Source organism: Planctomonas deserti (assembly GCF_003067705.1).
GTDB lineage: Bacteria > Actinomycetota > Actinomycetes > Actinomycetales > Microbacteriaceae > Planctomonas > Planctomonas deserti.
Window position 1 is genome coordinate 158,295 of sequence record NZ_QANL01000005.1, and the last position, 26,820, is coordinate 185,114.

Below are 26,820 nucleotides of genomic sequence, written 5' to 3' on the forward strand. Positions count from 1 at the left end.
TCCTTGTGTCGGAACCTGTTCCTCGATGAGGCGGATGTTCTCCCTGGGCGAATCCCGGGGCGGGAATGAACCGGACCCGGTGGCGTTGACTTGAGTCGAAGGCACTCAAGTTTCCACAGGAGGTACGTTGCCTCAGTATTTCGGTCCCGTCGCCCAAGACGGATCATTCGACGCGTTCCTTGCCCGGCTGCTGCAGAACCAGCGGGCGGGCCAGCAGCGGTCCGTCGACATCAGCAGGCTGCTCAGCCGCCGCAGCAATGAGATCCTCGGTCGTTCCATTGAGTACGCCGGTTCGCTCGGCCACTCGGTCGTCGACGCGCTGCACCTGCTGCACGTGCTGCTCAGCGAGTCCCCGGCAGCCGATCTGGTCGAGGGCGCGGGCGCTGACCGCGCCGCGCTGCTGACGGCTATCGAGGATCGGCTCCCCGCCTCCTCGACCGAGCCGCAGGAGCCGCCGCGCGAGCTCACGCCGTCGGCCCAGCGGGCGCTCTTCGACGCGGCACAGGTCGCGCGGGCGTCCGGCTCCACCTACATCGATCCCGAGCACCTGCTGTTCGCGTTCGCGCTCAATCAGGATGCCGTCTCGGGCCAGCTGCTTGCGGGCGCCGGGGTCTCCCCGCAGTCGCTCCAGCAGGCCGCTTTCGGGGCCGCCCGTTCGGGCGGCCAGGCCGCGCAGGCGCAGGCCGCTCCCGAGTCCGACACCCCGACGCTCGACCAGTACGGCACGGACCTCACGGCGCGCGCCCGTGAGGGCGGCATCGACCCGGTCATCGGGCGCGCCGACGAGATCGCGCAGACCGTCGAGATCCTGCTCCGCCGCACCAAGAACAATCCGGTGCTGATCGGCGAGCCGGGCGTCGGCAAGACCGCCATCGTCGAGGGGCTCGCCCAGCGCATCGCCGACGGCGACGTTCCCGAGCTGCTGCGCGGCAAGCGGGTGGTCGCGCTCGACCTTCCGGGCATGGTCGCCGGCACCAAGTTCCGCGGCGAGTTCGAGGAGCGGCTCACCAAGCTGATGGCGGAGATCGCCGAGCACAGCGACGAGCTCATCGTCTTCCTGGACGAGCTGCACACCGTGATCGGGGCGGGCGCAGGTGAGGGCGGGATGGACGCCGCCAACACCCTGAAGCCGCGCCTTGCCCGGGGCGAGCTGCACCTCATCGGCGCGACGACCCTCGCGGAGTACCGCCGCATCGAGAAGGACGCCGCCCTGGAGCGCCGCTTCCAGCCCGTCCTCGTGCCGGAGCCGAGCGTCGAGGACGCCGTGCAGATCCTTGCGGGCCTGCAGGCGCGGTACGAGGAGCACCACGGCGTGACCTACACCGGTGATGCGATCCGCGCCGCGGTGGAGCTGTCCGCCCGGTACGTCTCAGACCGCATGCTGCCGGACAAGGCGATCGACCTGATCGATCAGGCCGGTGCCCGGCGCCGTCTGTCGCTCGGCTCGTCCGTGAGTGTCGCCGCCCTGCGCGCGCGCCTCGGCGATCTCGAGTCGGCGAAGAACCACGCGGTCAGCGAGGAGCGCTACGAGGAGGCGTCTCGCCTGCGCGACGAGATCGAGGACCTGCGCCAGCGCGTCGCTCAGGCCGAGTCCGCCGAGCCCGCCTCGGTGCCGTCCGCCGACACCGTGATCGGGGTCGCCGACATCGCCGAGATCCTGGCCCGCGCGACGGGCATCCCCGCCGCGCAGATCAGCCAAGACGACCGCGTGCGGCTCGCCGAGCTCGAGGAGACGCTGCACACGCGCGTCATCGGACAGGACGACGCGGTCACGGCGATCGCCAAGGCGGTCCGCCGCAGCCGCACCGGGATGTCCGACCCGAACCGCCCGATCGGCAGCTTCCTCTTCCTCGGCCCCACCGGCGTCGGGAAGACCGAGCTCGCCAAGGCCCTCGGCTCGTCCCTGTTCGGCGACGAGAAGGCGGTGCTGCGGTTCGACATGAGCGAGTTCGGCGAGCGTCACACCGTGAGCCGTCTCGTCGGCGCCCCTCCCGGATACGTCGGGTACGACGAGGCCGGTCAGCTGACCGAGCGCGTGCGGCGCAACCCGTACTCGATCGTGCTGCTCGACGAGATCGAGAAGGCGCACCCCGACGTGTTCAACCTGCTTCTCCAGGTGCTCGACGACGGTCGCCTGACCGACGGCCAGGGCCGCACCGTCGACTTCCGGAACACCGTGGTCATCATGACCTCGAACCTGGGATCCGAGTTCCTGGCCAGCCGCGGCGGCGCGATGGGCTTCGTCGCCCAGTCGGACGCGAGCGGGTTCGGCTCCGAGAAGGAGCTCCGCGACCGCGTCATGGGCAAGCTGCGTGAGGCCATGCGACCGGAGTTCCTGAACCGCATCGACGAGATCGTGCTGTTCCGCCGGCTCGACCGCGGTCAGCTGCGGCAGATCGTGAACCTGATGCTGGACGCCACGCGCGCCCGCCTTAAGGCTCAGGGCATCGCGCTCGAGGTCAGCGAGGAGGCCGTGGACTGGCTCGGCGAGCACGGGTACGAGCCCGAGTACGGCGCGCGACCGCTGCGCCGCCTGGTGCAGCGCGAGCTGGAGGACCGGATCGCCGAGCTGCTGGTGCGCTCCGAGCTCGAGCCGGGCGCGACGGCCCGGGTCGCCGTCGCCGACGGCGTTCTCACGGTCTCGGCCGCGGAGCCCGCGCTCGTCTAGCGGGTTCGCCCTCCTTCACGGCTCCGGCCGGGATCGTCCCGTCGATCCCGGCCGGAGCCGTTTCGTCTGCGGGCAGCTCGCGGCGGCCGACGGCTGAAGGATCGGGGCGCGGAGGTCGCGCCGCGGTTGCGTCGCGCGTGGCTTGCAGTGACACTGACTGCGACGCTCGGGTTGGAGGAACGTGGGAGCGATCGAGCTCACTGCGCTCCTTTGGCGCGAGCGTGAGGCGTTGGAGGTGGTGCTCGAGCGCCAGCACGAGCTCGCCGATGCGCTGCGCGGGTCGGACCGACGCCGCATCGATGCGGCGCTGGCGGCGCGCGAGGGGGCGCTCGGGCGGCTCCGCCCGGTCGTGCTGAGCCGGGACATCGAGATCGTCGCCCTGGCCGACGAGTGGGTGGTGCTTCCCGGCCTCACCCTCGCCACCCTGCCCCGGTACGCACCGCCGGGCCCGTGGGGCGAGATCTTCACGGATCACCTGCGCGCGCTGAGCGACCTGGCCACGCGGGCCGTGGAGCGCGGCCGGGAGATCGACGCCCTCCTCCGCTCCCGCGGCACCGCGGGAATGGGAGAGGGCCTGCGGCTGCCGGTCTCGCCGGAGGACTACACGGAGTAGCCCCTACCGGGCACGCGATCCCGTGTTCCGAATTCAGGCTGTGCTGCGACACGCCGCGTTTCGAGCCTCCGAGATGCGGCGTGTCGCAGCTGAACCTGAATTGCGAACGGTGCGAACGATGGAGGTTGCGTCGGTTCGAGTGCGCGCTGCGCCGGGATCAGTGCTCGGCGAAGAACCGAAGCGCGCCGTGCGCCACCTCGTCCGGCGCCTCGTCGGCGAGGAAGTGTCCCGGGCCGTCGATGAACTCGAGACGGATGTCGTCGGCGTAGGCGTCGACGTTCCGCATCGACGCCCGAACGATGTCCGGGGTGAGCGCCGTCTCGCCGGTGCCGAAGAGGATGAGCGTCGGCGTCCGCAGCCCGACCCGCCTGTAGCGTCCGGTCATCAGGCGGCCGAGCTCGGGGAGCACGAGATGCCGGCACGTCGCGGAACCGGCTCGCGCGATTTCCCGCTGCCGCAGCGGCCGGATGAACACCTCTATCGCGGCGGGGTCCAGCGGGGACGCCGTGAAGTGCGAGAAGAGGTAGCGCGGCAGCCGCGCCCTGCGCGACCCGAGCAGGCGGGGGCCGAGCCCCGGCATGGCGAGCGCCTCCTGGAACCAGAGGTGCCGCATGGCCGGAATCATGCTCGCGCTTACGGTGGAGACGGGCGGCGGCACGCTGAGCGCGACGTGGCTCACAACCCGGTCGGGATGCTCCATGCACAGCGCGAAGGCGAGGATCGACCCCACGTCGTGACTGAGCAGCCGCACCCGGTCGATGCCGAGGGCGTCGAGCAGCGCCACGAGGTCGGAGGTGAGGTTCCGCCGCGAGTACCCACGGCGGGGCGCGTCCGTCCAGCCGGCACCCCGGAGGTCGGGACAGATCACGCGATGCCGCTCGGCTAGGCGCGGAGCAACGTCGCGCCACTCCCACCAGTGCTGCGGGAAGCCGTGCAGCAGCAGAACGGGTTCCCCGGTTCCCGCCTCGGCCACGTGCATCCGCAGGCCGGGCAGATCGAGCATGCGGTGCCGCATGCCGTCGACTCGCGGAAGTTCGGGAGCGATGAGCGTTTCGGTCATGGTGTCCTCCTCCGGCTTCGTCGGCGGACGACGCCGCCGGCCAGGAGTCCCGCACCGGTTCCCCCGAGAGGAGTGGGGCTTCTGCTGCACACGATACTACATTTGTAGTGGTGTGTCAGCGGGGAAATGAGCGAAGAGTGGCCGAGGACGAAGCCTCGGCCACTCTTCTTCCGTATCCGCTTGGGCTACCTCACCTTGTTGACGCGGAACGTGTAGGGCGCGTCGAGCGAGTCGATGTCGCCGGAGGTGAGGTTGGAGATCACGACGGTGAAGGACTCCTTGGTCGAGCACTGCGTGAACCGCTGGTGGATCGACGAGCCGGAGAGCTGGTAGACCCAGCGCCCGGGCTCGGTCGTCTCGCCCGCGATCGTCGCGCCCGGCGTGAGATCGCAGGTCGAAACGACCTGGACCGACCAGTCGTTGTACTGGGCGCCGTCGGAGAGCTTCCAGCCGGACCCGTTCGCGACGTCCGCCGCGGTGCCGTCGATCAGGACGTCGTCGATGAACCACCCGGTGTCGAGGTACGCGGCGTCCGTGGAGTAGCGGAAGCGCACGTCCGTGGCGCCGACCGGAAGCGTCGACTGCACGTGGATGTACTCGGGCTCGTCCACGAAGTACGCTCCACCCGACGTGCCGGTGATCCCGTTGCCCTCGTCGTTCGCGCCCTGCGGGTTCTCATCGGTCGTGATCTCCCCGCCGCCGACCTCGGTCACCGGCACCGTCGTCCAGACGCCGTCGACGAGGGCCTCCACGAAGCCGTAGTCCCAGCCCTCCTCGATGAAGTACCAGGTCCAGAAGTCGAGCGTCTCGCCGCCGGTCACCGCAGTGCTCACGTCGAGGATGTTGTCGCTCTGGCTCGTGGCGCCGCCGTACCAGTGGGTGTCACCCGTGTGCGGAACCACCTGGACGGTCTCCGGGCCGGTGAAGTCCACGGAGAAGGTCTTGCCCGGGTTGCGGAAGGTCTCGTAGGAGGCGCCGAACGGCAGCGCATTCTGAGCGGGCACCTTCGGCGAATGGGCGAAGCGGCCCTCGGGCGTCGCGCCGGTGTACTGACCGCGCTTGCCGTAGAACTCGTCGTTCGCGATGTCGATCGTCCAGCCCTGGGAGTCGATCGAGCCGATGTCCACGGACTTGATGTCGTAGATGCTGTCGGTCTCGTCGTCGAGGTAGACGGCGAGTGACCAGTCCTTGAAGAGCTGCTCGACGGAGGGCACGTCGGCCGCGATGCCGTTCGTCGCGTTGTAGGTCGTGATCGCGTTCGCTACGCCGGCCATGCCGTCGCCCTGCTCGGCGAAGATCGTCTTGATCAGCAGATCGCCGGCGGTGGCGCTGTAGGTGCCGTCCGGTCGGAACTGCTGGTCGCCCGCGGCCGTGCCGTTCCCGCCCGCGCGCTCCCACAGGTACTGGAAGAACGTGTATGCGGCGCCGTAGTTCTCCAGTCCGCCGGCCCAGCGGGTCAGCGACGTCTCGCGGTGGAACACCTGCGAGTAGGTGACGTGGGACCCTCCGACGGGGTAGCCGTTGAGGAAGATGGCGAAGTCCGCGAGGCCCTCGTCCACCCACGAGATCTCGCCGGCGTCGCTGTAGCTGTGGATGAGGTGCTCGAGCTCGTGCGCGATCACGCCCTCGTTGGTGAGGTCGGTGCTCGTCTCCGGGTTGCCCGTCATCGTCGTGAACTCGTTCGTGTCGATGACGATGGTGTTCATCTGGTACTCGTCGATGAACTGGGGGGCGAAGTACCCCGCCGTGTACGAACCGGCCTCGCAGTCGTAGAAGGCGTCGTCGAAGACGTTGTAGAGGAGGGTGACGAGATCCTCTCCGCTCTGGCCGGCGTCCCCGATCTCGCCGAAGTGGGCCTCGTCCACCGGAACGACATGGGTCGCGAGCTCGTCGCCCAGCGCGTCGATCTTCTCCTGGGTGAGGGAGTGCACTGCGGCATCCCCGCCGCAGGGGACGAAGGTGTCGTCCGGATTGGGATCGGCGCTGGGATCGAGGCCTACGACACCGGCTCCGCCGTTGACGTTCCAGCCCACCGGTGCGTACAGGAGAACATCCGTGTCGGCATCCGCCGCCTGGTCGTACACCTTCTCGAACTGGAGCTCGTAGCTGCCGCCCGCGAGGTCGTCACCCACGGAGAGGGTGATGATGTCGTCGCCGGCGGTGGGCAGAGGCGCGGCGGATGCGGGAAGGGCGGTGCCGGTGATCGCCAGGGCGGCAATCACCGCGACGGCGCCGGCGGTGGATCGTTTCGTCATGGTTCCCCTTGAGAGAGTTGTCGACGCCGCGGTGCCGAGATTCGTCATCGCGGAAACAGGTGTGCCGAAGGCTAACAGCAGGGTTCGACGCCGCGATAGAGCGATCTTCTCCGCGGCCGCTGTAGCGGAGTGGCCGGAGGACGGGGCGGAGCCGGCCGACGCGAGCGCCCGCCTCGGAATGGCGGCGGAAAGAAGGGCGGCCCGGCCGCACGGGGGGAGCGTGTGGCCGGGCCGACGGAGCGCGACGAAAGGGACGGGTCGTCGAGCGCTCCGACCGGAGAAGCCGGGGCACGGGGGATGCGCGGGCTTTCTCCGGTTGTGATGCCGAGTCGGGGTTCTCGGCGCTGTCATCACTGTAGCGGCGGTGTCCGCAAAAGGGAGGACACGGGCGGTCCCCCAAAAAAGGGGACACGCGTCGGTCACGAGAGGTCGGCGAGGAACCGCGCGATGTCGGCCGCAATCCTCTCCGGCCGCTCCCAGAGCACAAGATGCCCCGTGTCCGCGTACGCGACGAGGCGCGATCCGGGGATCGCCGCGGCGAGCGCGTCGTGCTCCTGCCGGAGGACGAGCTGGTCCCGGGAGCCCCGGATGATGAGGGCGGGGGCCCGGATGACGCCCGTCTCCGTGGGCGGTCGCGCTTCCGACAGCCCGGCGAGGGTCGCCGCCCAGACCGCCGCAGGCATGGCGGTGCCATCCCGGACCCGGTCCTCGATGTACTCCTCCGGCACGTGGACGTGCCGGGGGAACCAGTCGAGCGACGCCCGCACCCAGGCGGGGTCGACCGGATCGCGCAGCGCGTCGACGTCGTCGGCGAAAGGCGGCCGCCCGTGCAGGCTGCGGGGCGCGCCGACCAGCACCAGCCCGTCGACGCGATCCGGATGATCCACCGCGACCTGCTGGGCGACGTAGCCCCCGCTCGATGATCCGACGAGCAGAGCCGACGGCACGTCGAGTGCGTCGAGGAGGGCGACCACGTCGTCGGACACCTGGGCGAGCGCGTACCCCGCCCGCGGCTTGTCCGATGCCCCATGGCCGGGCAGGTCAGGCGCCAGGACCGGCGCGCCCGCGGGCAGGAGCGGCAGGAGCCGGCCGAAGGACCGCGAGGATTCGGCCCACGCGTGCAGCAGCAGGAGCGGTGCCCGAGTCGGGGCATCAGCAGACGACGGGGCGCTCGTGCGATAGGCCAGCGACACCCCGGACGGGAGCCGCACCGTATGGACGGCATCCCACGTCATGCGAGCCTCCCGTTCCGTCCGTGCCGCATCATCGACCCATCGTGGCAGCGCTTTCCTCGCACGTCCCGATCGATCCGGTAATGATCGAAGGATGACCGATTCGCCCTCCCCGCTTCACGAGCTCGCCGGCGCGTACGGCGTGTCCACGTCCTTCGAGAACTGGCAGGACGAGGTGGTGGAGGTGCCCGACGACGCGATCGCCGAGGTGCTCGCCGCCATGGGCGTCGACGCCTCCGACCCCGCGACTGCCCTCGAGAAGCGCGAGCTGGACGCGTGGCGCCGGATGCTGCCGCCCTCGGTCGTGGTCCGCGAGGGCGACGACGCCGCCCTCGTCGTGCACGTGCCGCACGGGGCCGACCTCGAGGTCGTGCTGCACCTCGAGTCCGGCACCGATCGCGAGCTCGCGGCGGGCGGCGCGGCCCGCCAGTCGCGCGAGGTCGACGGCGAGGCGGTGGACTCCGTCTCCGTGCCGCTTCCCGGCGACCTTCCGCTCGGCTACCACGTCGCCCGGGTCACGTCGGGGGATCACGGCGCCGAGACGACCCTCATCGTCACGCCCCGCTGGCTCGGCCTGCCCGCGTCGCTCGGTGCGGGCGCGTCCTGGGGCTTCGCCACCCAGCTCTACAGCGTGCGGTCACGGCAGTCCTGGGGAGTCGGCGACCTCTCCGACCTGACCGACCTCGCCGTCTGGTCCGCCGCGGACCTCGGCGCAGACTACGTGCTCGTGAACCCGCTGCACGCGGCGGAACCGGTCGCGCCCGTGCAGCCGTCGCCGTACCTGCCGTCCTCGCGCCGCTTCTTCAATCCGCTCTACCTGCGCGTCGAGGACGTGCCGGAGTACGCCTGGCTCGACGCGGAGACCCGCTCCCGCATCGACGCGCTCGGTGAGGGCGTGCACGAGCGGGTCGACGACCTCGACCTCATCGACCGCGACACCTCCTGGACGGCGAAGCGGGAGGCCCTGCAACTGCTGCACGCCGCGCCGCGCCGCCCTGGACGCGACCTCGAGTTCCGCGCCTACCGCGAGCGACACGGCGCCGCGCTCCGCCAGTTCGCCACCTGGAACGTGCTCGCGATCCACCACGGCAACGACGCCCGCGAGTGGCCCGAGCCGCTGCGGAACGCGACGGGGCACGAGGTCGCGTCGTTCGCCGCCGAGAACGAGGGCGAGATCGACTTCGAGATGTGGCTGCAGTGGGTGCTCGACGAGCAGCTGCAGCGGGCGCAGGGTCGGGCCGTGAACGCGGGCATGACGCTCGGCATCATGCACGACCTCGCCGTGGGGGTGCACCCCGGCGGTGCGGACGCCTGGCGGCTGCGCGACGCCTACGCCACGGGGATCCGCGTTGGCGCGCCGCCGGACGCCTTCAACCAGATGGGGCAGGACTGGCAGCAGCCGCCGTGGCGCCCGGACCGCCTGGCCGAGCTGGCGTACGCGCCGTTCCGCGACCTGATCGCCAACGTGCTGCGGCACGCCGGCGGGGTGCGGATCGACCACATCATCGGCCTCTTCCGGCTGTGGTGGGTGCCGGAGGGCCGCACACCCGCCGAGGGCACCTACGTGCGCTACGACCACGAGGCGATGATCGGCGTGCTCGCCCTCGAGGCGCAGCGCGCGGGCGCCGTCGTTGTGGGGGAGGACCTCGGCGTCGTCGAGGCGTCCGCCCGCGAGTACCTGCTCGAGCGCGGGGTGCTCGGCACGTCCATCCTCTGGTTCGAGCGCGACGAGGACGGCGACCCGCTGCCCGCGGAGAAGTGGCGCGAGCTGTGCCTCGCGTCCGTCACCACCCATGACCTGCCGCCGAGCGCCGGCTACCTCGTGGGCGAGCACGTGAAGCTTCGTGATCGGCTCGGTCTGCTCACCCGTCCCGTCGAGGAGGAGGCCGCCGCTGACGAGGAGGAGCGGGGCAGCTGGCTCGACGAGCTCCGCTGGCGGGACCTGCTCGGCGAGGACCCGTCGGTCGAGGAGACGATCACGGCCCTGCACCGTTACCTGACCCTGTCCCCTGCCCGCCTCCTCAATGTCGCGCTGACCGATGCGGTCGGCGACCGTCGCACCCAGAACCAGCCGGGAACGCTGGACGAGTACCCGAACTGGCGCATCCCGCTCTCCGGCCCGGACGAGAAGCCCGTGCTCCTGGAGGACGTGCTGCGGTCGGAGCGCGCGGCGGCCCTGGTACGGGAGATGGGTCTGTAGGGGCTCGCCTGGCGAGAGGCCGTGGGTCTATGCGCGCCGCCCGTGCATGAATCTCGGTGGCAGCGTTGCTGAGTAAGCAGTAGCGGCAACCCCCGCTCCGGCGCGGCCGCCGAGTAGCTTATGGCGCCTACGCGCTCATCCGAGTGCGCCTCAATGAGGAGGAGTGATGGATCAGCCACTGCAACACGTGTCGTTCGACACGCCAGACGAGGTCCGGGAGGGCGACAACTGGCGGCTCGAGCTCATGAAACCTGGCCGGAGGGGCCGTCATCGGACGGATCACCCTGCAACCCGGGTGGCGATGGACCACCGACGTCAAGCCCGTCGCCGGCACGGACCTGTGCGAGGCGCCGCATCAGCAGTATCACCTGTCGGGTCGCTTGCACGTCCAGATGGCGGACGGCCAGGAACTCGAGGCGGAGGCCGGCACCATCACGTCCCTGCCGGCCGGCCACGACGCCTGGGTGCTGGGAGACGAACCCGTGGTCGCGATCGACTGGCAAGGAGCATCGGTCTGGGCGACGACGTCGACATAGCCGAGAGGCGCGACGACCGGCCGACGAGGACGGTTGAGGGTTCCCCCTCAACCGTCCTTTCCCGTTGCTCCGGCCCAGGCTTCTTATCTCGTTGCAAGGTCCTCCCAATGGTCCTCATACCGGCTCACCCCACTGTTCCTGCACGCGCCGTCGCCCGGCGACGCGAAGAGAGGGAGGAACAGTGAAGAACACGCAGAGAGTGCTGATGGGAGGAACGATCCTCGCGTCCGTGCTGGCCGGTGGGGCCTTCGGCGCGGCGATGACCGGAGTCGCCTCGGCGGCGACCGGAACGCCGAGCCCCACGGCCACCGCGGAGCCGACCCCCGAGGGCACGGACAGCACGGAGGCCACGGACGGGAAGTGCGACGACGCGGGCGGCCACCGGGGCGGCGGCGACCGCGATCCATCCCAGGGCGGTCACGTCGGTGAGAACGGGACGGTCGAAACGCTGCTCACCGGCGACGAGGCCGAGAAGGTCACCGCCGCCGTCGAGGCGGAGTATCCGGATGCGACGGTCCAGCGCGTCGAGACGGATGCGGAGGGGTCGGCCTACGAGGCGCACATCGTGCTCGCGGACGGATCCCAGCTCACCGTCAAGCTCGACGAGTCGTTCGCCATTACAGGGACGGAGTCGAGGCCCGGACGATAGAGGGACGGCCGGCCGGGTGGGTCCGCTCGTCGATCCTGCCCGGTCGGTCAGCCTCCCGAGCACCCAACCGCGATGTTCCGAGCGGTAAGGCACAGGTCGTGTCGGTTCTCGGAACGAGCCCCCGTGGAGGCGCTTGTTTGTCCCGTTACGGCTTGTTCGGGTAGTCGAAACCTGGTTGCAGTGTTACACCTGCGTTAACTCACGGATGTCGCGGTAGGCGCGTCGTGGGCAGAGGGCAAGGATGACCTCCGGCGCGAACCTTCCGCCGCCGAACCCCAGGATCACCGCAGGGAGAGCAATGTCGAGCACCGAAGTCGTCGGCACCGAGAGCACAGGAAGCACCGAGGACGGCGCGGCGAGTGCCGCGGCCGGTTCCACCGTCACCGAACGGAACGTGCCGTTCCTCGACGCACACACGTGGGTGCGCATCACCGAGCCCGCGGAGAAGCGCCCGGGGGCACTGCCGCTCGTGGTGCTGCACGGCGGACCCGGCATGGCGCACAACTACCTGAAGAACCTCGAGCACCTCGCCGCCGAGACTGGCCGCGCGGTCATCCACTACGACCAGTACGGCTGCGGCAACAGCGGGCACCGCCCGGATGCGCCCGCCGACTTCTGGACGCCGCAGCTGTTCGTCGACGAGTTCCTGAACCTCGTCGAGGCGCTGGACCTGTCGGAGTACCACCTGCTCGGTCAGTCCTGGGGAGGGATGCTCGGCGCCGAGATCGCGATCCGCAAGCCCCAGGGACTGCGTTCACTTGCCATCTGCAACTCGCCCGCATCCATGGCCCTGTGGATGGAGGCTGCGGCTGACCTGCGCGCAGAGCTGCCCGAGGACGTGCAGCGGGCCCTCGACACGCACGAGGCGGCGGGCACGATCACGGACCCGGAGTACCTGCGAGCCGTCGCCGTGTTCTACGAGCGGCACGTGTGCCGGGTCGTGCCGATGCCGGAGGACTTCCACGAGAGCGAGGCTCAGATGGAGGCCGAGCCGACGGTGTACCACACGATGAACGGGCCGAACGAGTTCTTCGTCATCGGCACGCTCCAGCCGTGGTCCGTCGTCGAGGAGGTCAGGGGCATCACCGTGCCGACCCTCGTCGTCGCCGGCGAGCACGACGAGGCGACGCCCAAGACGTGGGCTCCGTTCGCGGAGAACATCCCCGGCGCCCGCACCCACGTGTTCGAGGGGGCGAGCCACTGCTCGCACCTCGAGCAGCCGGAGGAGTTCCGCCGCGTGATCGGCGTCTGGCTCGCGGAGTTCGACGACCACGACGGCGTCTCGGCCGCCTAGAACCCGCCACTCCAACCCGCTCTTTCCCCGACCCCAGCACCCTCAACAGGAAGAACCCCCTCATGACCGCACCTCACCACGGCTCGGCGCATCCGGCCGCGCCGGGTCACCTCGAGCGCACTCCGCAGCAGGAGCTCGAGGCCCTCGGCTACAAGCAGGAGCTCAAGCGCTCCGTCTCCACCACCGACCTGCTCATCTACGGCCTGATCTTCATGGTGCCCATCGCTCCGTGGGCCATCTTCGGCACCGTGTACAACGCGGCCTCCGGCATGGTGCCGCTGGTCTACCTCATCGGCCTCATCGCCATGGTCTTCACGGCCCTCGCCTACGCGCAGATGGCGAAGGCCATTCCGCTGGCGGGCTCGGTGTTCTCGTACGTCGGCCGCGGCATCCGGCCCTGGGTCGGCTTTTTCGCCGGCTGGGCGATCCTGCTCGACTACCTGCTCGTGCCCACACTGCTCTACGTGTTCGCGGCGGAGTCGATGGTCGGCCTCTTCCCGGGCAGCGCCCGCTGGATGTGGGCCCTGATCTTCGTGGCCATCAACACGGCGATCAACCTGTTCGGCATCACCTCGATCAAGCTCGCCAACCGCGTCTTCCTGGCCATCGAGCTGGTCTTCGTCGTGATCTTCGTCGTCATCGCGGTCACCGCGCTGAACGGCGGCACGATCCCCGGCGCCGAGTTCACCACCGACCCGATCTGGACGCCCAGCGAGGTGAGCGGTCCGCTCATCGCGTCCGCCCTGTCCATCGCGGTGCTCAGCTTCCTCGGCTTCGACGGCATCTCGACGATGGCGGAGGAGTCCACGGGCAAGCGCGGCGGCGCGGGCAAGGCCATGATCATCGCCCTGTTCATCGTCGCGTTCCTCTTCATCCTGCAGACCTGGCTCGCCAGCGCCCTCGCCGGCGGCCGTGACGCCTTCTCCGACGACGAGGCGGGCAACGCCTTCTTCACCCTCGTCGAGGCCGCGTCGAACAGCGGCTGGATGAACGCCTTCTTCGTGGTCAACGTGCTGGCCGTCGGCATCGCGAACGCCATGGCCGCGCAGGCCGCCACGTCGCGCCTGCTCTACTCGATGAGCCGCGACCGCCAGCTGCCGCGCTTCCTCAGCAAGGTCAGCGTGCACCAGGTGCCGAAGGCCGCGATCATCTCGGTCTCGGTGCTGTCGGCCATCCTCGTGCTGTTCTTCGTCGGCCAGATCAATTTGATCTCCGCCCTCGTGAACTTCGGCGCCCTCTTCGGCTTCATGCTGCTGCACCTGTCCGTGTTCTGGTACTACCTCGTGAAGAACAGGTCGCGGAACATCGTGCTGCACGCGATCGTGCCCGTGGTCGGCTTCCTGATCATCGGCTACGTGCTGCTCAACGCCGCGCCCGAGGCGAAGATCGGCGGCCTGGTCTGGCTCGTGCTCGGCGCTGCGGTCTTCTTCTACTACCGTCGCTCGGGAAGGACGATCGAGCTCTCGGGTGAGGGCGCCGTGCTCGGCGAGGGTGGCGACCAGGCGACGGATCCGGCGGCCGCGGCCGCGCTGCGCAGCACGTCGGGCGCCGCGGCCACCACGCCGGAGAATCCGACCGACCACACGACGCACCGCACCGGAAAGGACGCCTGACCCGCATGACAGAGCACTTCCTTGGCAAGGAGCTCGGCAAGCCGGGCTTCTCCGCCGCCGACGAGCCCGTGCTGCGCATCCAGCCGGGGACCGGCGACACGATCGCGTTCGAGACGAGTGACGAGGTGTACGCGCAGCTGCACGAGACGCACGACATGGCGAAGCTCACGGCACAGATCAACCCCATCACGGGTCCGGTCTACGTCGAGGGCGCGACGCCGGGCGACGCCCTCAAGGTGACGATCCACGAGATCCGGCTGAAGGACTACGGCTGGTCCGTGAGCCTGCCCGGAGCGGGCGCGCTGCAGGACGTGATGGGGGAGGAGATGTTCACCCGCCAGGTGCCCATCGACGAGGCCGGCGTGCACGTGACCGATCGCCACGTCTTCGACGCGAAGCCCATGATCGGCTGCATCGGCACGGCGCCGGCCGAAGGGGTTAACTCCACCGTCATGCCGTCGTACCCGCAGGGCGGCAACATGGACCTGACCGAGTGCCGCCCCGGATCCGTCGTCTACCTCCCCGTGATGGTCGAAGGTGCGTACCTCGCCATCGGTGACATCCACGCCATCATGGCCGAGGGCGAGTCCTCCTTCGTCGCGATCGAGGCGGAGGGTACCGCCGTGGTGTCCGTCGAGGTCGTGAAGGACCTGGCTCTCCGTGCCCCGCGCGTTGAGACCGAGGACGAATGGGTCTTCGTCGGCCTCGGCGACCCTGTGCAGGAGAGCATCCAGCGCGGCTACGAGGACGCGTTCCGCTTCCTCGTCGACGACAACGGCTGGACCATCGGCGACGCCTACGCGGTGCTCAGCGCCGTCGGCCACTCGCGACTCGGCGGGCCGACGGGGTCCGGCGACCCGGATCCCCTGCACCCGCTGTCGGCGAGGGGTGCGGTCACGATTCACAAGGTGCCGAAGAGCATCCTCTAGGGGAGTCCGACCGACCGACCGACCGACCGACCGACCGACCGACGACGCGGCCGGTGTCCGCGCCGCACATCGCGGCCCGTACACCGGCCGTTGCCGTGGATGGCCGTTTCGAGGATTCATCAGCTTTCTTCCCACCGGAGCGGCTAACCGAGCATGCCGAGCGCTAGATTGCGGAGATGCGAACCCAACGAAGTGAACGCTCCCGGATGATGACAGTCATCATCACGGCCCTGCTCGCCACCACAGGCCTCACTGCCGGTGCCCCCATCCCCACGCACGGCGATCCCGCTCACAACGACAGGTTTGTCAGTACCTACGTCGCTCTCGGTGACTCGTACGCCGCCGGCCAGGGGGGCGGGACATATCGGAACGATTGCAAGCAGACGAGGGCCGGTTACCCCAGACAGCTCGACGAGAAGCGCCGCATCAAGCTGGTCAAGAATCTGACCTGTGCGGGAGCGACGACCACGGACGTGCGGAACCTGCAGGTGCCCGCCCTGAACCGTGGGGTGCGGCTCGTCACCGTCACGGCGGGCGGCAACGACCTGGACGTCGTCGGTCTCGCAGCTATCTGCGCCCCCGATGCAGAATCCGTCGCCTGCCTCACCGCGCTCGTGCAGCGACAGGGCGCCGTGGCCGCCCTCGCGCCGTCGTTGGTCACCACGTACGCAGCCATCGCCGCGGCAGCGCCGAAAGCGACGATCATCGTCACCGGATACCCGCCGCTCGTGTCCACGGGTCCGGTCTTCGATGGAACGATCGCCCTCAACGCGGTTATCCAGCAGGCTGTGCAGGCAGCCGCCGCCGGCGGGGCGCGCATCCGCTACGTCGATGTGACGGCCGCCTTCGCGGGTCACGGGCTCGACAGCTCCGACCCCTGGTTCGTGGCAGCGGGCCCGGACGCCTTCCATCCGACCGCCGAAGGGCACCGGGCCTACGCGAGAGCGATCGCCGCCGCCCTGTGAGGGGAAGGGGGAGCGACCGGCGAGTCGCTCCCCCTCCGTTGGGCTCACGATGCGGCGCTGCGATAGCGTCCGATCATGGAACTCGGATCGTCGCTGGGCTGGCTGCTCGCCGCCGTCCCGGTCGGCCTTCTACTCCCCGCCCTCGTGGCGTGGATCGCGCTGGTGATCCGTCGGCGACGCGCCGGCCGGGGCGGGTCGCTTCTCGCCGGGATCGACCACCGCGCCCTGGTGCTGGCCCCGCTCGTCTTCGTGCTTGCGGCGCTGGGGGCGGGGATCTGGATCGGCATCGGCGCTCAGGTGGACGTCGTGCGGCCGGTGCGTGACGGCTTTCTCAACTTCCAGCAGTACCCGCTGACCCAGGAGATGGCGGCCGTGGTCATCCTCGGCACGCCGATCGCGGTGGGGGTGCCGCTCGTGGCGTGGGCATGGCGGCGCCTGGAGGGCATGGCGCGCGTGCTCGGCGTCGTGGGAGGCGTGGTGGCGGGGGCGATCGCGTACCCGCTCTCGGTCTTCGTCGTGTTCTCGGTGTTCCCCGGCTGAGGATGCGGGGAAGGTGGGGGTCCACGGTCCCTGAGCCTGTCGAAAGGACACGTGGCGCGCGACGGTCCCTACGGTCCCTGAGCCTGTCGAAGGGACTTGCGGTGCCCGCCCTTCTTTTCCTCCGCATGCTCAGTATTCGACTTGTTCTCCACAGATTATGCTGGTCAAAGGCGCATTGTCAGTGGCGCGTGGGATACTGTTTCCATGAACTTCCTGACCCTCGCGAACCTCACGGAGGCGGTCCCGACCGCACTGCCGGTGGCGTCGCTGGGCGGGCTGAACGACGACGCGCTTTGCGCCGTCAGCCGTCAGGTCGAGGCCCTGGGCCGCTTGATCGACGCACTGCGCGTCGCGACCGCGGGGGAGATTGCCGCCCGCTCCCGCACAGAGGTCGGTCCCGCCGGGCTGGCGGCTCGGAAGGGCTGCCGCAGCGCGAACGAGCTCCTGCAGCGCCTGACGCAGGTGTCGAGCGCGACGGGAGCCGCGCGCCTGGGGCTCGCCGCACTGACGCGGCCGGACACGGCGCTCTCCGGTGCGGCGACGCCGGCGAAGTTCGACCACGTCCGCGCCGCCCTGGAAGCGGGCGAGCTCGGCGTCGACGCCGCGATCGCACTGACGAAGAACCTCGCACCCCTGCAGAACGGGGTGCACCCGGACGCGCTCGACGCGGCGGAGCGGGAGCTCGTGGCCGCGGCGACCGGTTCGTCGCCCGACAGCAGCGTTCCGGCGTCCGCAGACGAGATCCGCATCCAGGCCTCCGTCTGGCGGGCCACCCTCGACCCGGACGGTCTCGAGCCGGATGAGGCGCACACGATGGCCAAGCGGAGCTTTCGCTTCGGACCGGAGCGCAACGGGCTCGTGCCCGTGTCCGGGGGGTTGCTGCCGGAGGCGGCGGGCCGGGTGAAGCGACTGTTCGACGCCTACCTGACCCCGACGACGGCGCCGGCGTTCCTCAAAGATGAGGAGCTCGCGGACAAGAACGCAGTCAAGGACCCGCGGACGAAGGATCAGCAGCGCCACGACATCCTCATCGGGGTTCTGGACGCAATGGCCAGGAGCGGGAACACTCCGACCGTCGGCGGGGCCGCCCCGACCGTGCTGGTCACCGTGCGTGCGGAGGACCTGGACACCGGCGGCGCGGGATACGCGGACGGCGTCGAGTCGCCGCTATCGCCCACCACGGTTCAGCAGATGGTGTGCAGCGGGGGCACCCAGAAGGTGCTCATCGGCAGAAACGGCCGCATCCTCAGACTCGCGTCGGCGGAGCGGTGCTTCACCGCTCCGCAGCGCAGGGCGATCACCGCGAGGGACGGTGGCTGCCTGATCCCCGGCTGCAGCATCCCGGCGGGCTGGTGCGAGGTGCACCACGTGATCCCCGCGGCCGAGGGCGGACCCACGCATCCGGACAACGGGGTGCTGCTGTGCTGGTTTCACCACCGCACCATCGACACCTCGGGATGGGCCATCCGCATGCGCGCTGGAGCGCCCGAGGTACAAGCACCGCCATGGTTGGATCACACCCGCCGATGGCGCCCGGCAACGAAGAGCCGAACCGCACTCGCGACTAGCGTGAGCCACCACGGTCCCTGAGCTCCACCACGGTCCCTGAGCTTGTCGAAGGGACGCAAGGCGCGCTGGTTCCGTCCCTTCGACGGGCTCAGGGACCGTCAGGAGCGCCCTCTTCGGGGCGCGGCAACGCGTGCTTCGAAGCAAGGCAGCGAGCGATTCCGGGTCCCGCAGACGGCTCCGCCGCAGACGGCTCCGCCGCAGACGGCTCCGCCGCAGGCGGCGGTGCTCGTCGACATACTTGCTAGGGGCACGCCCGAGCCGATGGGGACCGGGGGCCGCAAGCGAAGGGACCACCCGTGTCACGAGTCGTCGTCATTGGAGCAACGGGTCATGTCGGCGGGTACCTGGTGCCGCGCCTCGTCGCCGCCGGCCACGAGGTCGTCGCGATCAGCCGCGGGGTGAGCACCCCCTACCGCGACGACCCGGCGTGGGAGAACGTCGAGCGCATCGCCCTCGACCGCGAGGCGGGGGATGCGGACGGCACGTTCGGCGCCGCCATCGCCGACCTGAACCCGGACGTCGTCATCGACATGGTCTGCTTCACCCGCGACTCCGCGGAGAAGCTCGTGGACGCAATCCGTGGACGGGTCGACCTGCTGCTCAGCTGCGGCACCATCTGGATCCACGGCCCGGCGTCCGCCGTGCCGGTGGAGGAGCACGAGGCGCGCAACGCCTTCGGTGACTACGGCACACAGAAGGCCGAGATCGAGGAGTACCTGCTCACGCAGTCCCGCGACGGCGGGGTGCCCACGTCCGTGCTGCACCCGGGACACATCACCGGACCGGGCTGGCACATGATCAACGCGGCAGGCAACCTCGACCTCGGCGTCTGGCGGACGCTGGCCGCCGGTGAGCCGCTCGTCCTCCCCAACTTCGGCCTCGAGACCGTGCACCACGTGCACGCGGATGACGTGGCACAGGCGTTCCAGCTCGCGCTCGAGAAGCCCGAGGCCGCGGTCGGCAACGGGTACCACGTGGTCTCGGAGCGCGCGGTGACGCTGCGCGGCATAGCAGAGGCGGCGGCCGGCTGGTTCGGCCAGGAGGCCAACCTCACATTCCTGCCCTTCGACGAGTTCCGCGCCGCCACCCCCGCCGAGCATGCGGACGCGACCTGGGAGCACATCGCCCGCAGCCCGTCCATGAGCATCGAGAGCGCGAAGCGCGACCTCGGCTACGCGCCGAACTACACCTCGCTCGAGGCGATCGCCGAGGGCCTGCAGTGGCTCATCGACGACGGCCAGCTCGACGTGGGCGGCCGGGAGCTCCGCCGGGCCTGAGGCGCGCCGGCACCGGCTGGCGTTCAGCGCGTCCCTCGAACACGCAGCTGCGCCCGCCCCGACGATGAACGTGGGGCGGGCGCGCGACTGATCCGAGCGTGAACTACTCCGAGTGGTGCGCCTTCCAGCAGGCGAGGACGTTCGTCGCGATCTGGTACGCGGCATCGGTGCGGGTCGGCGCGTCTCCGGCCTCGGGAACGGTGATCTCGCGGGCATCGACGACCAGCACCATGCTGTCCTTCACGAACACCACGGCGCCCTCGGCGGTGCGGTAGGCGGGGAAGCCGAGGTTGGCGAGTCCCTCGATGTCCTCGGCGGTGCCGTAGTCGGAACGGACGGAGTCGGCGTAGGCCTGAGCCTCGTTCGCGTCTGCGGCCTCGTGCACGGACAGCTCGAGCGGCCCGCCGTCGAGGTCGTAGTCGCAGGCGTAGTGGCCGTGCATGTAGGAGTCGTCACCCTCGACGGGTGCGGGAAGCGCGAGCACGGAGGCGATGGCGTCGCGGATCTCGGGGCTGCAGATCATCGCGGCCGCCTCGGAGGGCTCGCCCTGGGTGCCCGCGGCGGCGGCGTCGCCGTGGGCCGCGTCGCCGTCGCTCATGTCGTGGGCCATGTCGCCGCCGCTCATGTCGCCGTCGCTCATGTCGCTGTGGTCCATCCCGGCGTCCATGGAGGACTCGGGCGGGGACGCGGCCGCCCCGGCACCGGCACAGCCGGTGAGGCCGAGCGCGGACGCGAGGAGCAGGCCGGTCAGCGCGGTCCGCACGGCGGTGGCGCGGGAGGCAGGGGATGCAGGCATGGTCTTCCTTTCGGGGAAGCGAACAGGCGAGGAAGAGAAGCTGTGGAGTGCGGCTGCCCGGCGGGATCAGGCCGGTCGGCTGGAGACGAGCGTCGCGTAGACGACGATGTTGTCGACGTAGTGCCCGATCGACCGGTCGAACGCGCCGCCGCAGGTGATGAGCCGGAGCTGCGAGTCGTCGGTGTTGCCGTAGACCTCGAGGGTCGGGAAGTCGGCCTTGGGGTAGCGCTCGGTCCGGTCGACGGCGAAGACGGCGGTCGTGCCGTCCTCGCGGGTGACGGTGACCTCGGCGCCGGCGGTCAGCTCACCGAGCCGATAGAAGACGGAGGGTCCGGCCGCCGCGTCGACGTGGCCGAGCAGCACGGACGGGCCGAGCTCGCCGGGCGTCGGGGAGTTGCGGTACCAGCCGGCGGGGGAGTCCACGCCGAGGGGCGGGACCTCGACCGTGCCGTCCGGGTTCTTGCCCAGCTGCATCAGGTCGGTGTCCACGCCGATGGACGGCACGGTCAGCCGGGTGGGCAGCGACTCGGGAAGGGTGAGCGACGCGGGCTGGGCCTGGGCCGGGGCCGCCGGCTGTGCCTGCGCGGGGGGAGTGGTTCCCGCCGGAACGGGAGGCCCGTCGGAGTCCGACGCTGCCGATTCGGAGGGGGTGGGGGAGGCGGTGGCCGAGGCCACCACCTCCGCCGGCTGCGGCGGCGGGCCGGGGCGGGTCACGCCGACGCCGATGGCTACGCCACCGGCGGCGACCAGGATGGCTGCCACTGCGGCGGTCGCGAGACCCCCGCGACGGTTCTTTCCTGTCATGTTCCGCACCGACCCGACGCCGCTGTCCGCTAGCGGCCGGCTACGGCTGCGCGACGACGAGCGACGACGACGCCACCCGCGGCGAGCACGAGGCCGCCACCGAGGGCGAGCATGCCGATGTCGTTGCCCGTGGAGGTGCCGCCGGCACCGGTCTGGGCGCCGCCCTCAGGCATGTCCATCTGCGATGCCGTCAGGGTGCCGCACAGCGCGGGCGAGGTCGCGGCCAGGGGCAGCGAGGGCACGAGGTCGCTCGGGGCGTCCTGAGCGGCCTGCGAGAGCGTCGCCGGGTCGAGACCGTGGACGACGACGACCGCGGTGCCGGCCTTCAGGGCCGAGGCGGTCTCCGCGTTCAGCGTGAAGGTGCGGTCGTAGCTGTACTCGGCGCCCATTCCGGCGACGGTGAGGTCGGTCCCGGCCGCAGCGCTGGTGTCACCGCTGGAGGAGAGCGTCGTGCCGATGCCGCCGTAGGACGGGGCGCCCTCGGTGGTGCTGATGACGCCGTCACCGTTGGTGTCGGCCGCCGAGGTGGGGCAGGTGCCCGCCGCGCCGACGTGAATGTGCTGCACGTGCGGGTAGGGGGCGCCGTTGAACGTCGCAGCGAGGCCGGACACCTTCTGCGTCACGGTGGCCTGGTCGCCGGAGACGCTGATCATGAGGGTGCCGCTCGCGTTGCTGCCGTTGATGGCGGAGAGGGTGGCCTGGTAGGAGCCGTCCTCGGTGGCCGCGGTCGCGGCGGAGGCGGGTGCCGCGAGAGCGACGGCCGCTCCGAGGGCGAGGGTGGGAACGAGCAGGAACTGGGTTGTCTTCTTCATGAGTCCTTCTCCGGGGATTGATTCGAACCCCGCTTTGGGTTCGAGGGTTCTTCGCGGCGGACCGGGGAAAGGGATTGGATGGATGTCCCGGCACGGCGAACTCCCAGGAACCGAGGCACGACAGGAAGCCCGGGGGGAACGGTCGGACCGCGCTGAGCCGGCAGGGGAGACCGTGAGCCCAGCGGTGCTGCAGCGCCGGCCGCGGACAGGTGGGCAGGTCAGCAGGGCGGATCAGAAGGGCGGGTCAGAAGGGCGGGTCAGGAGGGCGGATGCGCCGTCGACTCGCGGACCACGAGCTCCGGCACCGCGGGCGGAAGCGGGGCGGCGTCGTCGTCGCTCAGCACCGACAGGAGGGTGGCCATCACGTCGCGGCCGAGGCCGTCGAAGTCCTGCCGCATGGTCGTGAGCGGCGGGGCGAAGTGCTCCGCCTCCGGGATGTCGTCGAATCCGACGAGGCTTACGTCCCCCGGCACGTCGATGCCGCGCTGGCCCAGCGCATGGATGACGCCGAGCGCCATCTGGTCGTTGGCCACGAAGATGGCCGTGAACGGCACGGACGTGCCGAGGGCCCGCCCGAACCGGTACCCGCTCCCCGGGGACCAGTCGCCGGTCCCCGGCTCCCGTGCCACGAGCCCGTTGTCGGCCAGCTCGTCGCGCCAGCCGCGCTCGCGCTCGTTCGCGTCGGCGGAGTCGGCCGGACCCGCGAGATGCAGGATGCTCGTGTGGCCGAGCTCGACCAGGTGCCGCACGGCCCGCCTCGCGCCGCGGTACTGGTCGATGGCGACCGTGCGCACCCCGGGCCGGTCGCCGGCCTCCACCACGATGAGCGGCACCCCGAGCTCCATCGTCGTGATGGCTTCGAACGCGCCCCGGTGTGCGGAGGCGAGCACGATCGCCTCGACGTTCTGCCGCAGCAGCAGCTCCGCGGCCGACCGCAGGGACGGCGGGTCCGAGTCGAGCATGCTCGCCATGCTGACGGCGTACCGGGCATCGCGGGCGGCCTCGTTGAAGTGCAGCACGGTCGAGGACGGCCCGTAGTCCGGGCTCCCGGTGGTGATCAACCCGATGGTGCGGGAGCGCCTGGTCACCAGGGCGCGCGCCGCGGGCGACGGCCGGTAGCGCAGCTGCTTGATGGCCTGTTCGACCCGCTGGCGCGTGGCGGGACGCACATTGGGCAGGTCGTTGAGTACGCGGGAGACGGTCTGATGGGACACCCCGGCCAGCCGTGCGACGTCGAAGATGTTGGCGGCGCGCGCCCTCTCGTCGTCCTTGCCAGCAGTGCCCACAGCGCCCTCAGAGCCCGTTCCACCCGTCGTCCCGGTCGAGGCCGGGGCGGCGTCCGTCGTCATCCGTCTCTCACCGTTCCGCGCAGCTCGGGCCGGTCGATCACCGTCGCCGAGCCGTGAGCACCTTCTGCAGGACGATGAACACGAGGAGCAGCACTCCGATGAAGATCCTGGTCCACCAGGAACTGAGCGTACCTTCGAACGTGATGATGGTCTGAATCGTGCCGAGCACGAGCACCCCGAGCACCGACCCGATCACGAAGCCGTAGCCGCCCGTGAGCAGCGTTCCGCCGATCACGACGGCGGCGATCGCGTCCAGCTCGGTGCCGATGGCCGTGAGGCTGTAGCCCGACAGCGTGTAGAAGGTGAACAGCACTCCGGCGAGCCCCGAGCAGAACCCGCTGATGACGTAGACGAGCACCTTCGTGCGCGCGACGGGCAGACCCATCAGCATCCCGGACTGCTCGCTGCCGCCGATCGCGTAGACCGTGCGGCCGAATCGGGTGAACTGCAGCACGACGAGGCCCACGATCACTACGAGCAGGGCGATGATCACGCTCGGCGTGATGCTCATGCCGCCGCCCAGCGGAATGCGGGTCTGCGCGAACGCAACGAAGAACGGGTCGGTAATGGAGATGGAGTTGCTGCTGATCACGTAGCAGAGGCCGCGGGCGAGGAACATGGCGGCGAGCGTCGCGATGAACGGCTGGATCGCGAACACGTGGATCATGAGGCCGACGAGCAGGCCGAGCACGGACGTGAGCGCGAGGATCACCGGGATCACGACGCCGGGCGACGTGCCGGACTGCAGCAGGCTCGCGGCGATCATCGTGGACAGGGCGACGACGGCGCCGACGGACAGGTCGATGCCGCCGGTGAGGATCACGAAGGTCATGCCCACGGCGAGCACGATGAGGTAGGCGTTGTCCACGAACAGGTTGAGGATCACGGGGCCGGACAGGAACCCGCGGTACCGGGCGCCGCCGATCGCGTAGATCGCGACGAGCAGCAGCAGGGTGACGAGCACCGGACCGTACTTCGGGCTGGTGAACACCCCGCGCGTGCGGTCGATGGCACGACGGGTGGGGCTGACGACGGGGGCGGTTGCGATGGCCATCAGACGGTCGCCTTCCGGAATCGAGCGGCGATGGGTTTCCGCCACGACGCGATGACCGCGTTCGTGGTGGGCGACTGCAGCAGGCAGACCGCGGTCACGACGGCGGCCTTGAACACCATGGTCGCGATGGGCGGGATGCCGACCGTGTAGACGGTGGTGACGAGGGTCTGGATGACGAGGGCGCCGACCAGCGTGCCGGCCAGCGAGTAGCGGCCGCCGGCGAGCGACGTGCCGCCGATGACGACGGCGAGGATCGCGTCGAGCTCGATGAAGAGGCCCGTGTTGTTCGCGTCCGCGGCGGTCTGGTTCGAGGTGAGCACGAGCCCGGCGATGGCGGCGCAGAGCGCGGAGAACGTGTAGACGGTGAAGAGCAGCCCGCGAGAGCGCACGCCCGCCTGCCTGCTGGCCTCGGGGTTGATGCCGACGGACTCGATCAGCATGCCGAGGGCGGTGCGCCGGGTGAGCACGGCCGCCGCGGTGAAGATGAGCGCGGCGATCAGCACGGCGACCGGGATGCCGAACAGGAAGCCCGAGCCGATGACCTTGAACGGCGGGCTGTTGACCGTGAGGATCTGCCCCTCCGTGATCAGCATCGCGACGCCGCGGCCCGCGGTCATGAGGATGAGGGTCGCGATGATCGGCTGCACCCCGAAGACCGCGACGAGGAAGCCGTTCCACACGCCGAGCACGAGCGAGATCACGACCGCCACGACCACGGCCGTGACCACCGTCCCGACGCTGCCGGGGTTCGGCGAGCCGAGCAGGATGGAGCAGGCGACAGCGCCCGAGATGGCGCAGATGGCGCCGACGGAGAGGTCGATGCCCCGCGTCGCGATCACGAGGGTCATGCCGACCGCGATGATCAGCGTCGGGGCGCCGTTGCGCACGATGTCGACGAGGCTGCCGAACAGGTGCCCGTCCTTGACCTCGATCACGAAGAAGCCGGGGAACGCCACGAGGTTGATGGCGAACAGCACGAGCAGCATGACGACCGGCCAGAACAGGCGGTGGGTGAGGATCGAGCTCATGAGGTTGCTCCTGACGTGACGGAGCCGTCGGCGATGACGGCGAGGAGGCTGTCGACCGAGAGGTCGTCGTTGTCGATGTCCGCCACGAGGCGGCGGTCGCGCATGATCGCGATGCGGTTGCTGAGCCGCAGCACCTCCTCGAGCTCGGCGGAGATGAACACGACGGACATCCCGTTCTCGGCGAGGTTGGCCACGAGCTTCTGGATCTCCGCCTTCGCGCCGACGTCGATCCCTCGCGTCGGCTCGTCGAGGATGAGCAGGCGCGGCGCGACGGCGAGCCAGCGCGCGAGCAGCACCTTCTGCTGATTGCCGCCGGAGAGATTGCGCACGAGCGCATCCGGGTTGGCCGGGCGGATGTTGAGGGCGGAGATGTAACTGGCCGCGAGCTCGTCCTGGCGCTTCTTCGGGATCCGCCGGAACCAGCCCTTGTCCGCCTGCAGCGCGAGCGCGATGTTGTCGCGGATGCTCAACTCGTCGACGATGCCCTCTGCGCGCCGGTTCTCGGACGAGTAGGCGATGCGGGCGCTGAGGGCGGCGCGCGGGGTGCGGAACCTTCGGCTGACGCCGTCGACGCGCAGCTCGCCGGCGTCCGGCCGGTCCACGCCGGAGAGGATGCGGGCGAGCTCCGTGCGCCCGGAGCCGAGCAGCCCGGCGATGCCCACCACCTCGCCCTCGTACACGTCGAGGTCCAGCGGCTCGATCGCGCCCTTGCGGCCTAGGCCGATCGCGCTCACGATCGGGCGCTCGCCGTCGAGGTCGCCGCCGGACTGCGCGCTGTGCGTGCGGCGCTCCAGATCGTCGAGCACCGCGATGTCCTTGCCGATCATCTTCTGCACCAGATCGATGCGCAGCAGCTCCTCGGGGCGGTACTCGCCGACGAGCTTGCCGTTGCGCAGGACGGTGAGCCGGTCGGAGATCTCGTACACCTGGTCGAGGAAGTGCGACACGAACAGGATCGCGACGCCGGAGCTCTTGAGGTCCCGGATGACCCGGAACAACTCGGCGACCTCGTCCGCGTCGAGGCTCGACGTCGGCTCGTCGAGGATGACGACCTTGGCCTCGACGTCGATGGCCCGGCCGATGGCGACGAGCTGCTGCACGGCGAGCGAGTGGTCGCCGAGCAGGGAGCCGGGATCGACATCGAGGTGAAGCCCGGTGAGCAGCTCCTTCGCACGCTTCCGCATGGCCCGCCAGTCGATGCCGCCGAACCGCCGGGGCTCGCGCCCGAGCAGGATGTTCTCGGCCACCGTGAGGTTGGGCAGGAGGTTCACCTCCTGGTACACGGTGCTGATGCCGGCGCGCAGCGCGTCGGCGGGACCCGAGAAGGCCACGTCGGCGCCGGCGAGCGTCATCCTGCCGCTGTCGACGGAGTAGACCCCGGTCAGCGCTTTGATGAGCGTCGACTTGCCCGCGCCGTTCTCGCCCATGAGGGAGTGCACCTCACCGGGGAACAGCCGGAAGTCGACGCCATCGAGGGCTTTGACGCCCGGGAACGAGATCGAGATGTCCGTCATGGAGACGACGGGATTCTGCGCGGTCATGGTGCTCTCTTCATCGAGGCTGGGTGGGGCGAGTGC

At 70.2% G+C, this 26,820-nt stretch carries 22 protein-coding genes; 12 read left to right on the forward strand and 10 right to left on the reverse strand.

Annotated features, from left to right (window positions below; all coding sequences use genetic code 11):
• Positions 1–127: 127 nt before the first annotated feature.
• Entirely contained in the window at positions 128–2,668 is a 2,541-nt protein-coding gene (locus tag DAI20_RS16550) for an ATP-dependent Clp protease ATP-binding subunit (RefSeq protein WP_108252818.1), read from the forward strand.
• Positions 2,669–2,849: 181 nt separating this feature from the next.
• Positions 2,850–3,281: a flagellar biosynthesis protein FlgN gene (locus tag DAI20_RS16555; protein WP_108252819.1), complete on the forward strand. Its 432-nt coding sequence runs from the start codon at positions 2,850–2,852 to the stop codon at positions 3,279–3,281.
• Between the two features lie 157 nt (positions 3,282–3,438).
• On the opposite strand, the gene DAI20_RS16560 is transcribed toward DAI20_RS16555, so the two are convergent.
• The 3 genes from DAI20_RS16560 to DAI20_RS16570 form a co-directional block, all read right to left on the reverse strand.
• Positions 3,439–4,341, reverse strand: coding sequence for an alpha/beta fold hydrolase (locus DAI20_RS16560; RefSeq protein WP_108252820.1), 903 nt, complete (start codon positions 4,339–4,341; stop codon positions 3,439–3,441).
• Between the two features lie 185 nt (positions 4,342–4,526).
• Positions 4,527–6,596: a M6 family metallopeptidase gene (locus DAI20_RS16565; RefSeq protein ID WP_108252821.1), complete on the reverse strand. Its 2,070-nt coding sequence runs from the start codon at positions 6,594–6,596 to the stop codon at positions 4,527–4,529.
• A 419-nt stretch (positions 6,597–7,015) separates the two neighbouring features.
• The gene (locus DAI20_RS16570; protein WP_108252822.1) at positions 7,016–7,831 is read right to left on the reverse strand and encodes an alpha/beta fold hydrolase; all 816 of its coding nucleotides are present in this window, start codon (positions 7,829–7,831) and stop codon (positions 7,016–7,018) included.
• Between the two features lie 91 nt (positions 7,832–7,922).
• On the opposite strand from DAI20_RS16570, the gene malQ reads away from it, so the two are divergent.
• The 10 genes from malQ (at position 7,923) to DAI20_RS16620 (ending at position 19,400) form a co-directional block, all read left to right on the forward strand.
• Complete coding sequence (gene malQ, locus DAI20_RS16575; RefSeq protein ID WP_108252823.1) at positions 7,923–10,028, forward strand: 4-alpha-glucanotransferase; 2,106 nt, start codon at positions 7,923–7,925, stop codon at positions 10,026–10,028.
• A 392-nt stretch (positions 10,029–10,420) separates the two neighbouring features.
• A complete protein-coding gene (locus DAI20_RS18830; RefSeq protein WP_205781484.1) occupies positions 10,421–10,564 on the forward strand; it encodes a cupin domain-containing protein in 144 nt (47 codons plus the stop codon).
• Positions 10,565–10,745: 181 nt separating this feature from the next.
• Entirely contained in the window at positions 10,746–11,213 is a 468-nt protein-coding gene (locus tag DAI20_RS16585) for a hypothetical protein (protein WP_159085115.1), read from the forward strand.
• 298 nt (positions 11,214–11,511) lie between these two features.
• The gene (locus DAI20_RS16590; RefSeq protein ID WP_108252825.1) at positions 11,512–12,507 is read left to right on the forward strand and encodes a proline iminopeptidase-family hydrolase; all 996 of its coding nucleotides are present in this window, start codon (positions 11,512–11,514) and stop codon (positions 12,505–12,507) included.
• A 62-nt stretch (positions 12,508–12,569) separates the two neighbouring features.
• Positions 12,570–14,120: an APC family permease gene (locus DAI20_RS16595; protein ID WP_108252826.1), complete on the forward strand. Its 1,551-nt coding sequence runs from the start codon at positions 12,570–12,572 to the stop codon at positions 14,118–14,120.
• A gap of 5 nt (positions 14,121–14,125) precedes the next feature.
• Complete coding sequence (locus DAI20_RS16600; RefSeq protein WP_108252827.1) at positions 14,126–15,049, forward strand: acetamidase/formamidase family protein; 924 nt, start codon at positions 14,126–14,128, stop codon at positions 15,047–15,049.
• A gap of 206 nt (positions 15,050–15,255) precedes the next feature.
• Positions 15,256–16,014: a GDSL-type esterase/lipase family protein gene (locus tag DAI20_RS16605; RefSeq protein WP_159085116.1), complete on the forward strand. Its 759-nt coding sequence runs from the start codon at positions 15,256–15,258 to the stop codon at positions 16,012–16,014.
• A gap of 75 nt (positions 16,015–16,089) precedes the next feature.
• Complete coding sequence (locus DAI20_RS16610) at positions 16,090–16,554, forward strand: hypothetical protein (protein ID WP_108252829.1); 465 nt, start codon at positions 16,090–16,092, stop codon at positions 16,552–16,554.
• Between the two features lie 204 nt (positions 16,555–16,758).
• Entirely contained in the window at positions 16,759–18,144 is a 1,386-nt protein-coding gene (locus DAI20_RS16615) for an HNH endonuclease signature motif containing protein (protein WP_108252830.1), read from the forward strand.
• Between the two features lie 275 nt (positions 18,145–18,419).
• The gene (locus tag DAI20_RS16620; RefSeq protein ID WP_108252831.1) at positions 18,420–19,400 is read left to right on the forward strand and encodes an NAD-dependent epimerase/dehydratase family protein; all 981 of its coding nucleotides are present in this window, start codon (positions 18,420–18,422) and stop codon (positions 19,398–19,400) included.
• 103 nt (positions 19,401–19,503) lie between these two features.
• Here DAI20_RS16620 and DAI20_RS16625 read toward each other — a convergent pair whose 3' ends face one another.
• The 7 genes from DAI20_RS16625 to DAI20_RS16655 all read right to left on the reverse strand — a co-directional run bounded on the left by DAI20_RS16625 (position 19,504) and on the right by DAI20_RS16655 (position 26,784).
• Positions 19,504–20,196: a hypothetical protein gene (locus DAI20_RS16625; protein WP_108252832.1), complete on the reverse strand. Its 693-nt coding sequence runs from the start codon at positions 20,194–20,196 to the stop codon at positions 19,504–19,506.
• A 66-nt stretch (positions 20,197–20,262) separates the two neighbouring features.
• The gene (locus tag DAI20_RS16630) at positions 20,263–21,000 is read right to left on the reverse strand and encodes a class F sortase (RefSeq protein WP_108252833.1); all 738 of its coding nucleotides are present in this window, start codon (positions 20,998–21,000) and stop codon (positions 20,263–20,265) included.
• A gap of 29 nt (positions 21,001–21,029) precedes the next feature.
• Entirely contained in the window at positions 21,030–21,812 is a 783-nt protein-coding gene (locus DAI20_RS16635; protein ID WP_108252834.1) for a GVDTG sorting domain-containing protein, read from the reverse strand.
• 257 nt (positions 21,813–22,069) lie between these two features.
• Entirely contained in the window at positions 22,070–23,098 is a 1,029-nt protein-coding gene (locus tag DAI20_RS16640) for a LacI family DNA-binding transcriptional regulator (RefSeq protein ID WP_240606133.1), read from the reverse strand.
• Positions 23,099–23,198: 100 nt separating this feature from the next.
• A complete protein-coding gene (gene yjfF / locus DAI20_RS16645) occupies positions 23,199–24,215 on the reverse strand; it encodes a galactofuranose ABC transporter, permease protein YjfF (RefSeq protein WP_108252836.1) in 1,017 nt (338 codons plus the stop codon).
• A complete protein-coding gene (locus DAI20_RS16650) occupies positions 24,215–25,243 on the reverse strand; it encodes an ABC transporter permease (protein ID WP_108252837.1) in 1,029 nt (342 codons plus the stop codon). The genes yjfF and DAI20_RS16650 overlap by 1 nt, the downstream gene beginning before the upstream one ends.
• Positions 25,240–26,784 (reverse strand): sugar ABC transporter ATP-binding protein, encoded by a 1,545-nt coding sequence (locus tag DAI20_RS16655; RefSeq protein WP_108252838.1) that lies wholly within the window; start codon positions 26,782–26,784, stop codon positions 25,240–25,242. The genes DAI20_RS16650 and DAI20_RS16655 overlap by 4 nt, the downstream gene beginning before the upstream one ends.
• Positions 26,785–26,820 lie beyond the last annotated feature (36 nt).

What these genes read in the sequence shown, in the direction of transcription:
- DAI20_RS16560 (WP_108252820.1), bottom strand. Translation starts at nt 4,341, where the DNA reads ATGACCGAAACGCTCATCGCTCCCGAACTTCCGCGAGTCGACGGCATG.
- DAI20_RS16565 (WP_108252821.1), bottom strand. Translation starts at nt 6,596, where the DNA reads ATGACGAAACGATCCACCGCCGGCGCCGTCGCGGTGATTGCCGCCCTG.
- DAI20_RS16570 (WP_108252822.1), bottom strand. Translation starts at nt 7,831, where the DNA reads ATGACGTGGGATGCCGTCCATACGGTGCGGCTCCCGTCCGGGGTGTCG.
- malQ (WP_108252823.1), top strand. Translation starts at nt 7,923, where the DNA reads ATGACCGATTCGCCCTCCCCGCTTCACGAGCTCGCCGGCGCGTACGGC.
- DAI20_RS18830 (WP_205781484.1), top strand. Translation starts at nt 10,421, where the DNA reads ATGGCGGACGGCCAGGAACTCGAGGCGGAGGCCGGCACCATCACGTCC.
- DAI20_RS16590 (WP_108252825.1), top strand. Translation starts at nt 11,512, where the DNA reads ATGTCGAGCACCGAAGTCGTCGGCACCGAGAGCACAGGAAGCACCGAG.
- DAI20_RS16595 (WP_108252826.1), top strand. Translation starts at nt 12,570, where the DNA reads ATGACCGCACCTCACCACGGCTCGGCGCATCCGGCCGCGCCGGGTCAC.
- DAI20_RS16600 (WP_108252827.1), top strand. Translation starts at nt 14,126, where the DNA reads ATGACAGAGCACTTCCTTGGCAAGGAGCTCGGCAAGCCGGGCTTCTCC.
- DAI20_RS16605 (WP_159085116.1), top strand. Translation starts at nt 15,256, where the DNA reads ATGATGACAGTCATCATCACGGCCCTGCTCGCCACCACAGGCCTCACT.
- DAI20_RS16610 (WP_108252829.1), top strand. Translation starts at nt 16,090, where the DNA reads ATGGAACTCGGATCGTCGCTGGGCTGGCTGCTCGCCGCCGTCCCGGTC.
- DAI20_RS16615 (WP_108252830.1), top strand. Translation starts at nt 16,759, where the DNA reads ATGAACTTCCTGACCCTCGCGAACCTCACGGAGGCGGTCCCGACCGCA.
- DAI20_RS16625 (WP_108252832.1), bottom strand. Translation starts at nt 20,196, where the DNA reads ATGCCTGCATCCCCTGCCTCCCGCGCCACCGCCGTGCGGACCGCGCTG.
- DAI20_RS16630 (WP_108252833.1), bottom strand. Translation starts at nt 21,000, where the DNA reads ATGACAGGAAAGAACCGTCGCGGGGGTCTCGCGACCGCCGCAGTGGCA.
- DAI20_RS16635 (WP_108252834.1), bottom strand. Translation starts at nt 21,812, where the DNA reads ATGAAGAAGACAACCCAGTTCCTGCTCGTTCCCACCCTCGCCCTCGGA.
- yjfF (WP_108252836.1), bottom strand. Translation starts at nt 24,215, where the DNA reads ATGGCCATCGCAACCGCCCCCGTCGTCAGCCCCACCCGTCGTGCCATC.
- DAI20_RS16650 (WP_108252837.1), bottom strand. Translation starts at nt 25,243, where the DNA reads ATGAGCTCGATCCTCACCCACCGCCTGTTCTGGCCGGTCGTCATGCTG.
- DAI20_RS16655 (WP_108252838.1), bottom strand. Translation starts at nt 26,784, where the DNA reads ATGACCGCGCAGAATCCCGTCGTCTCCATGACGGACATCTCGATCTCG.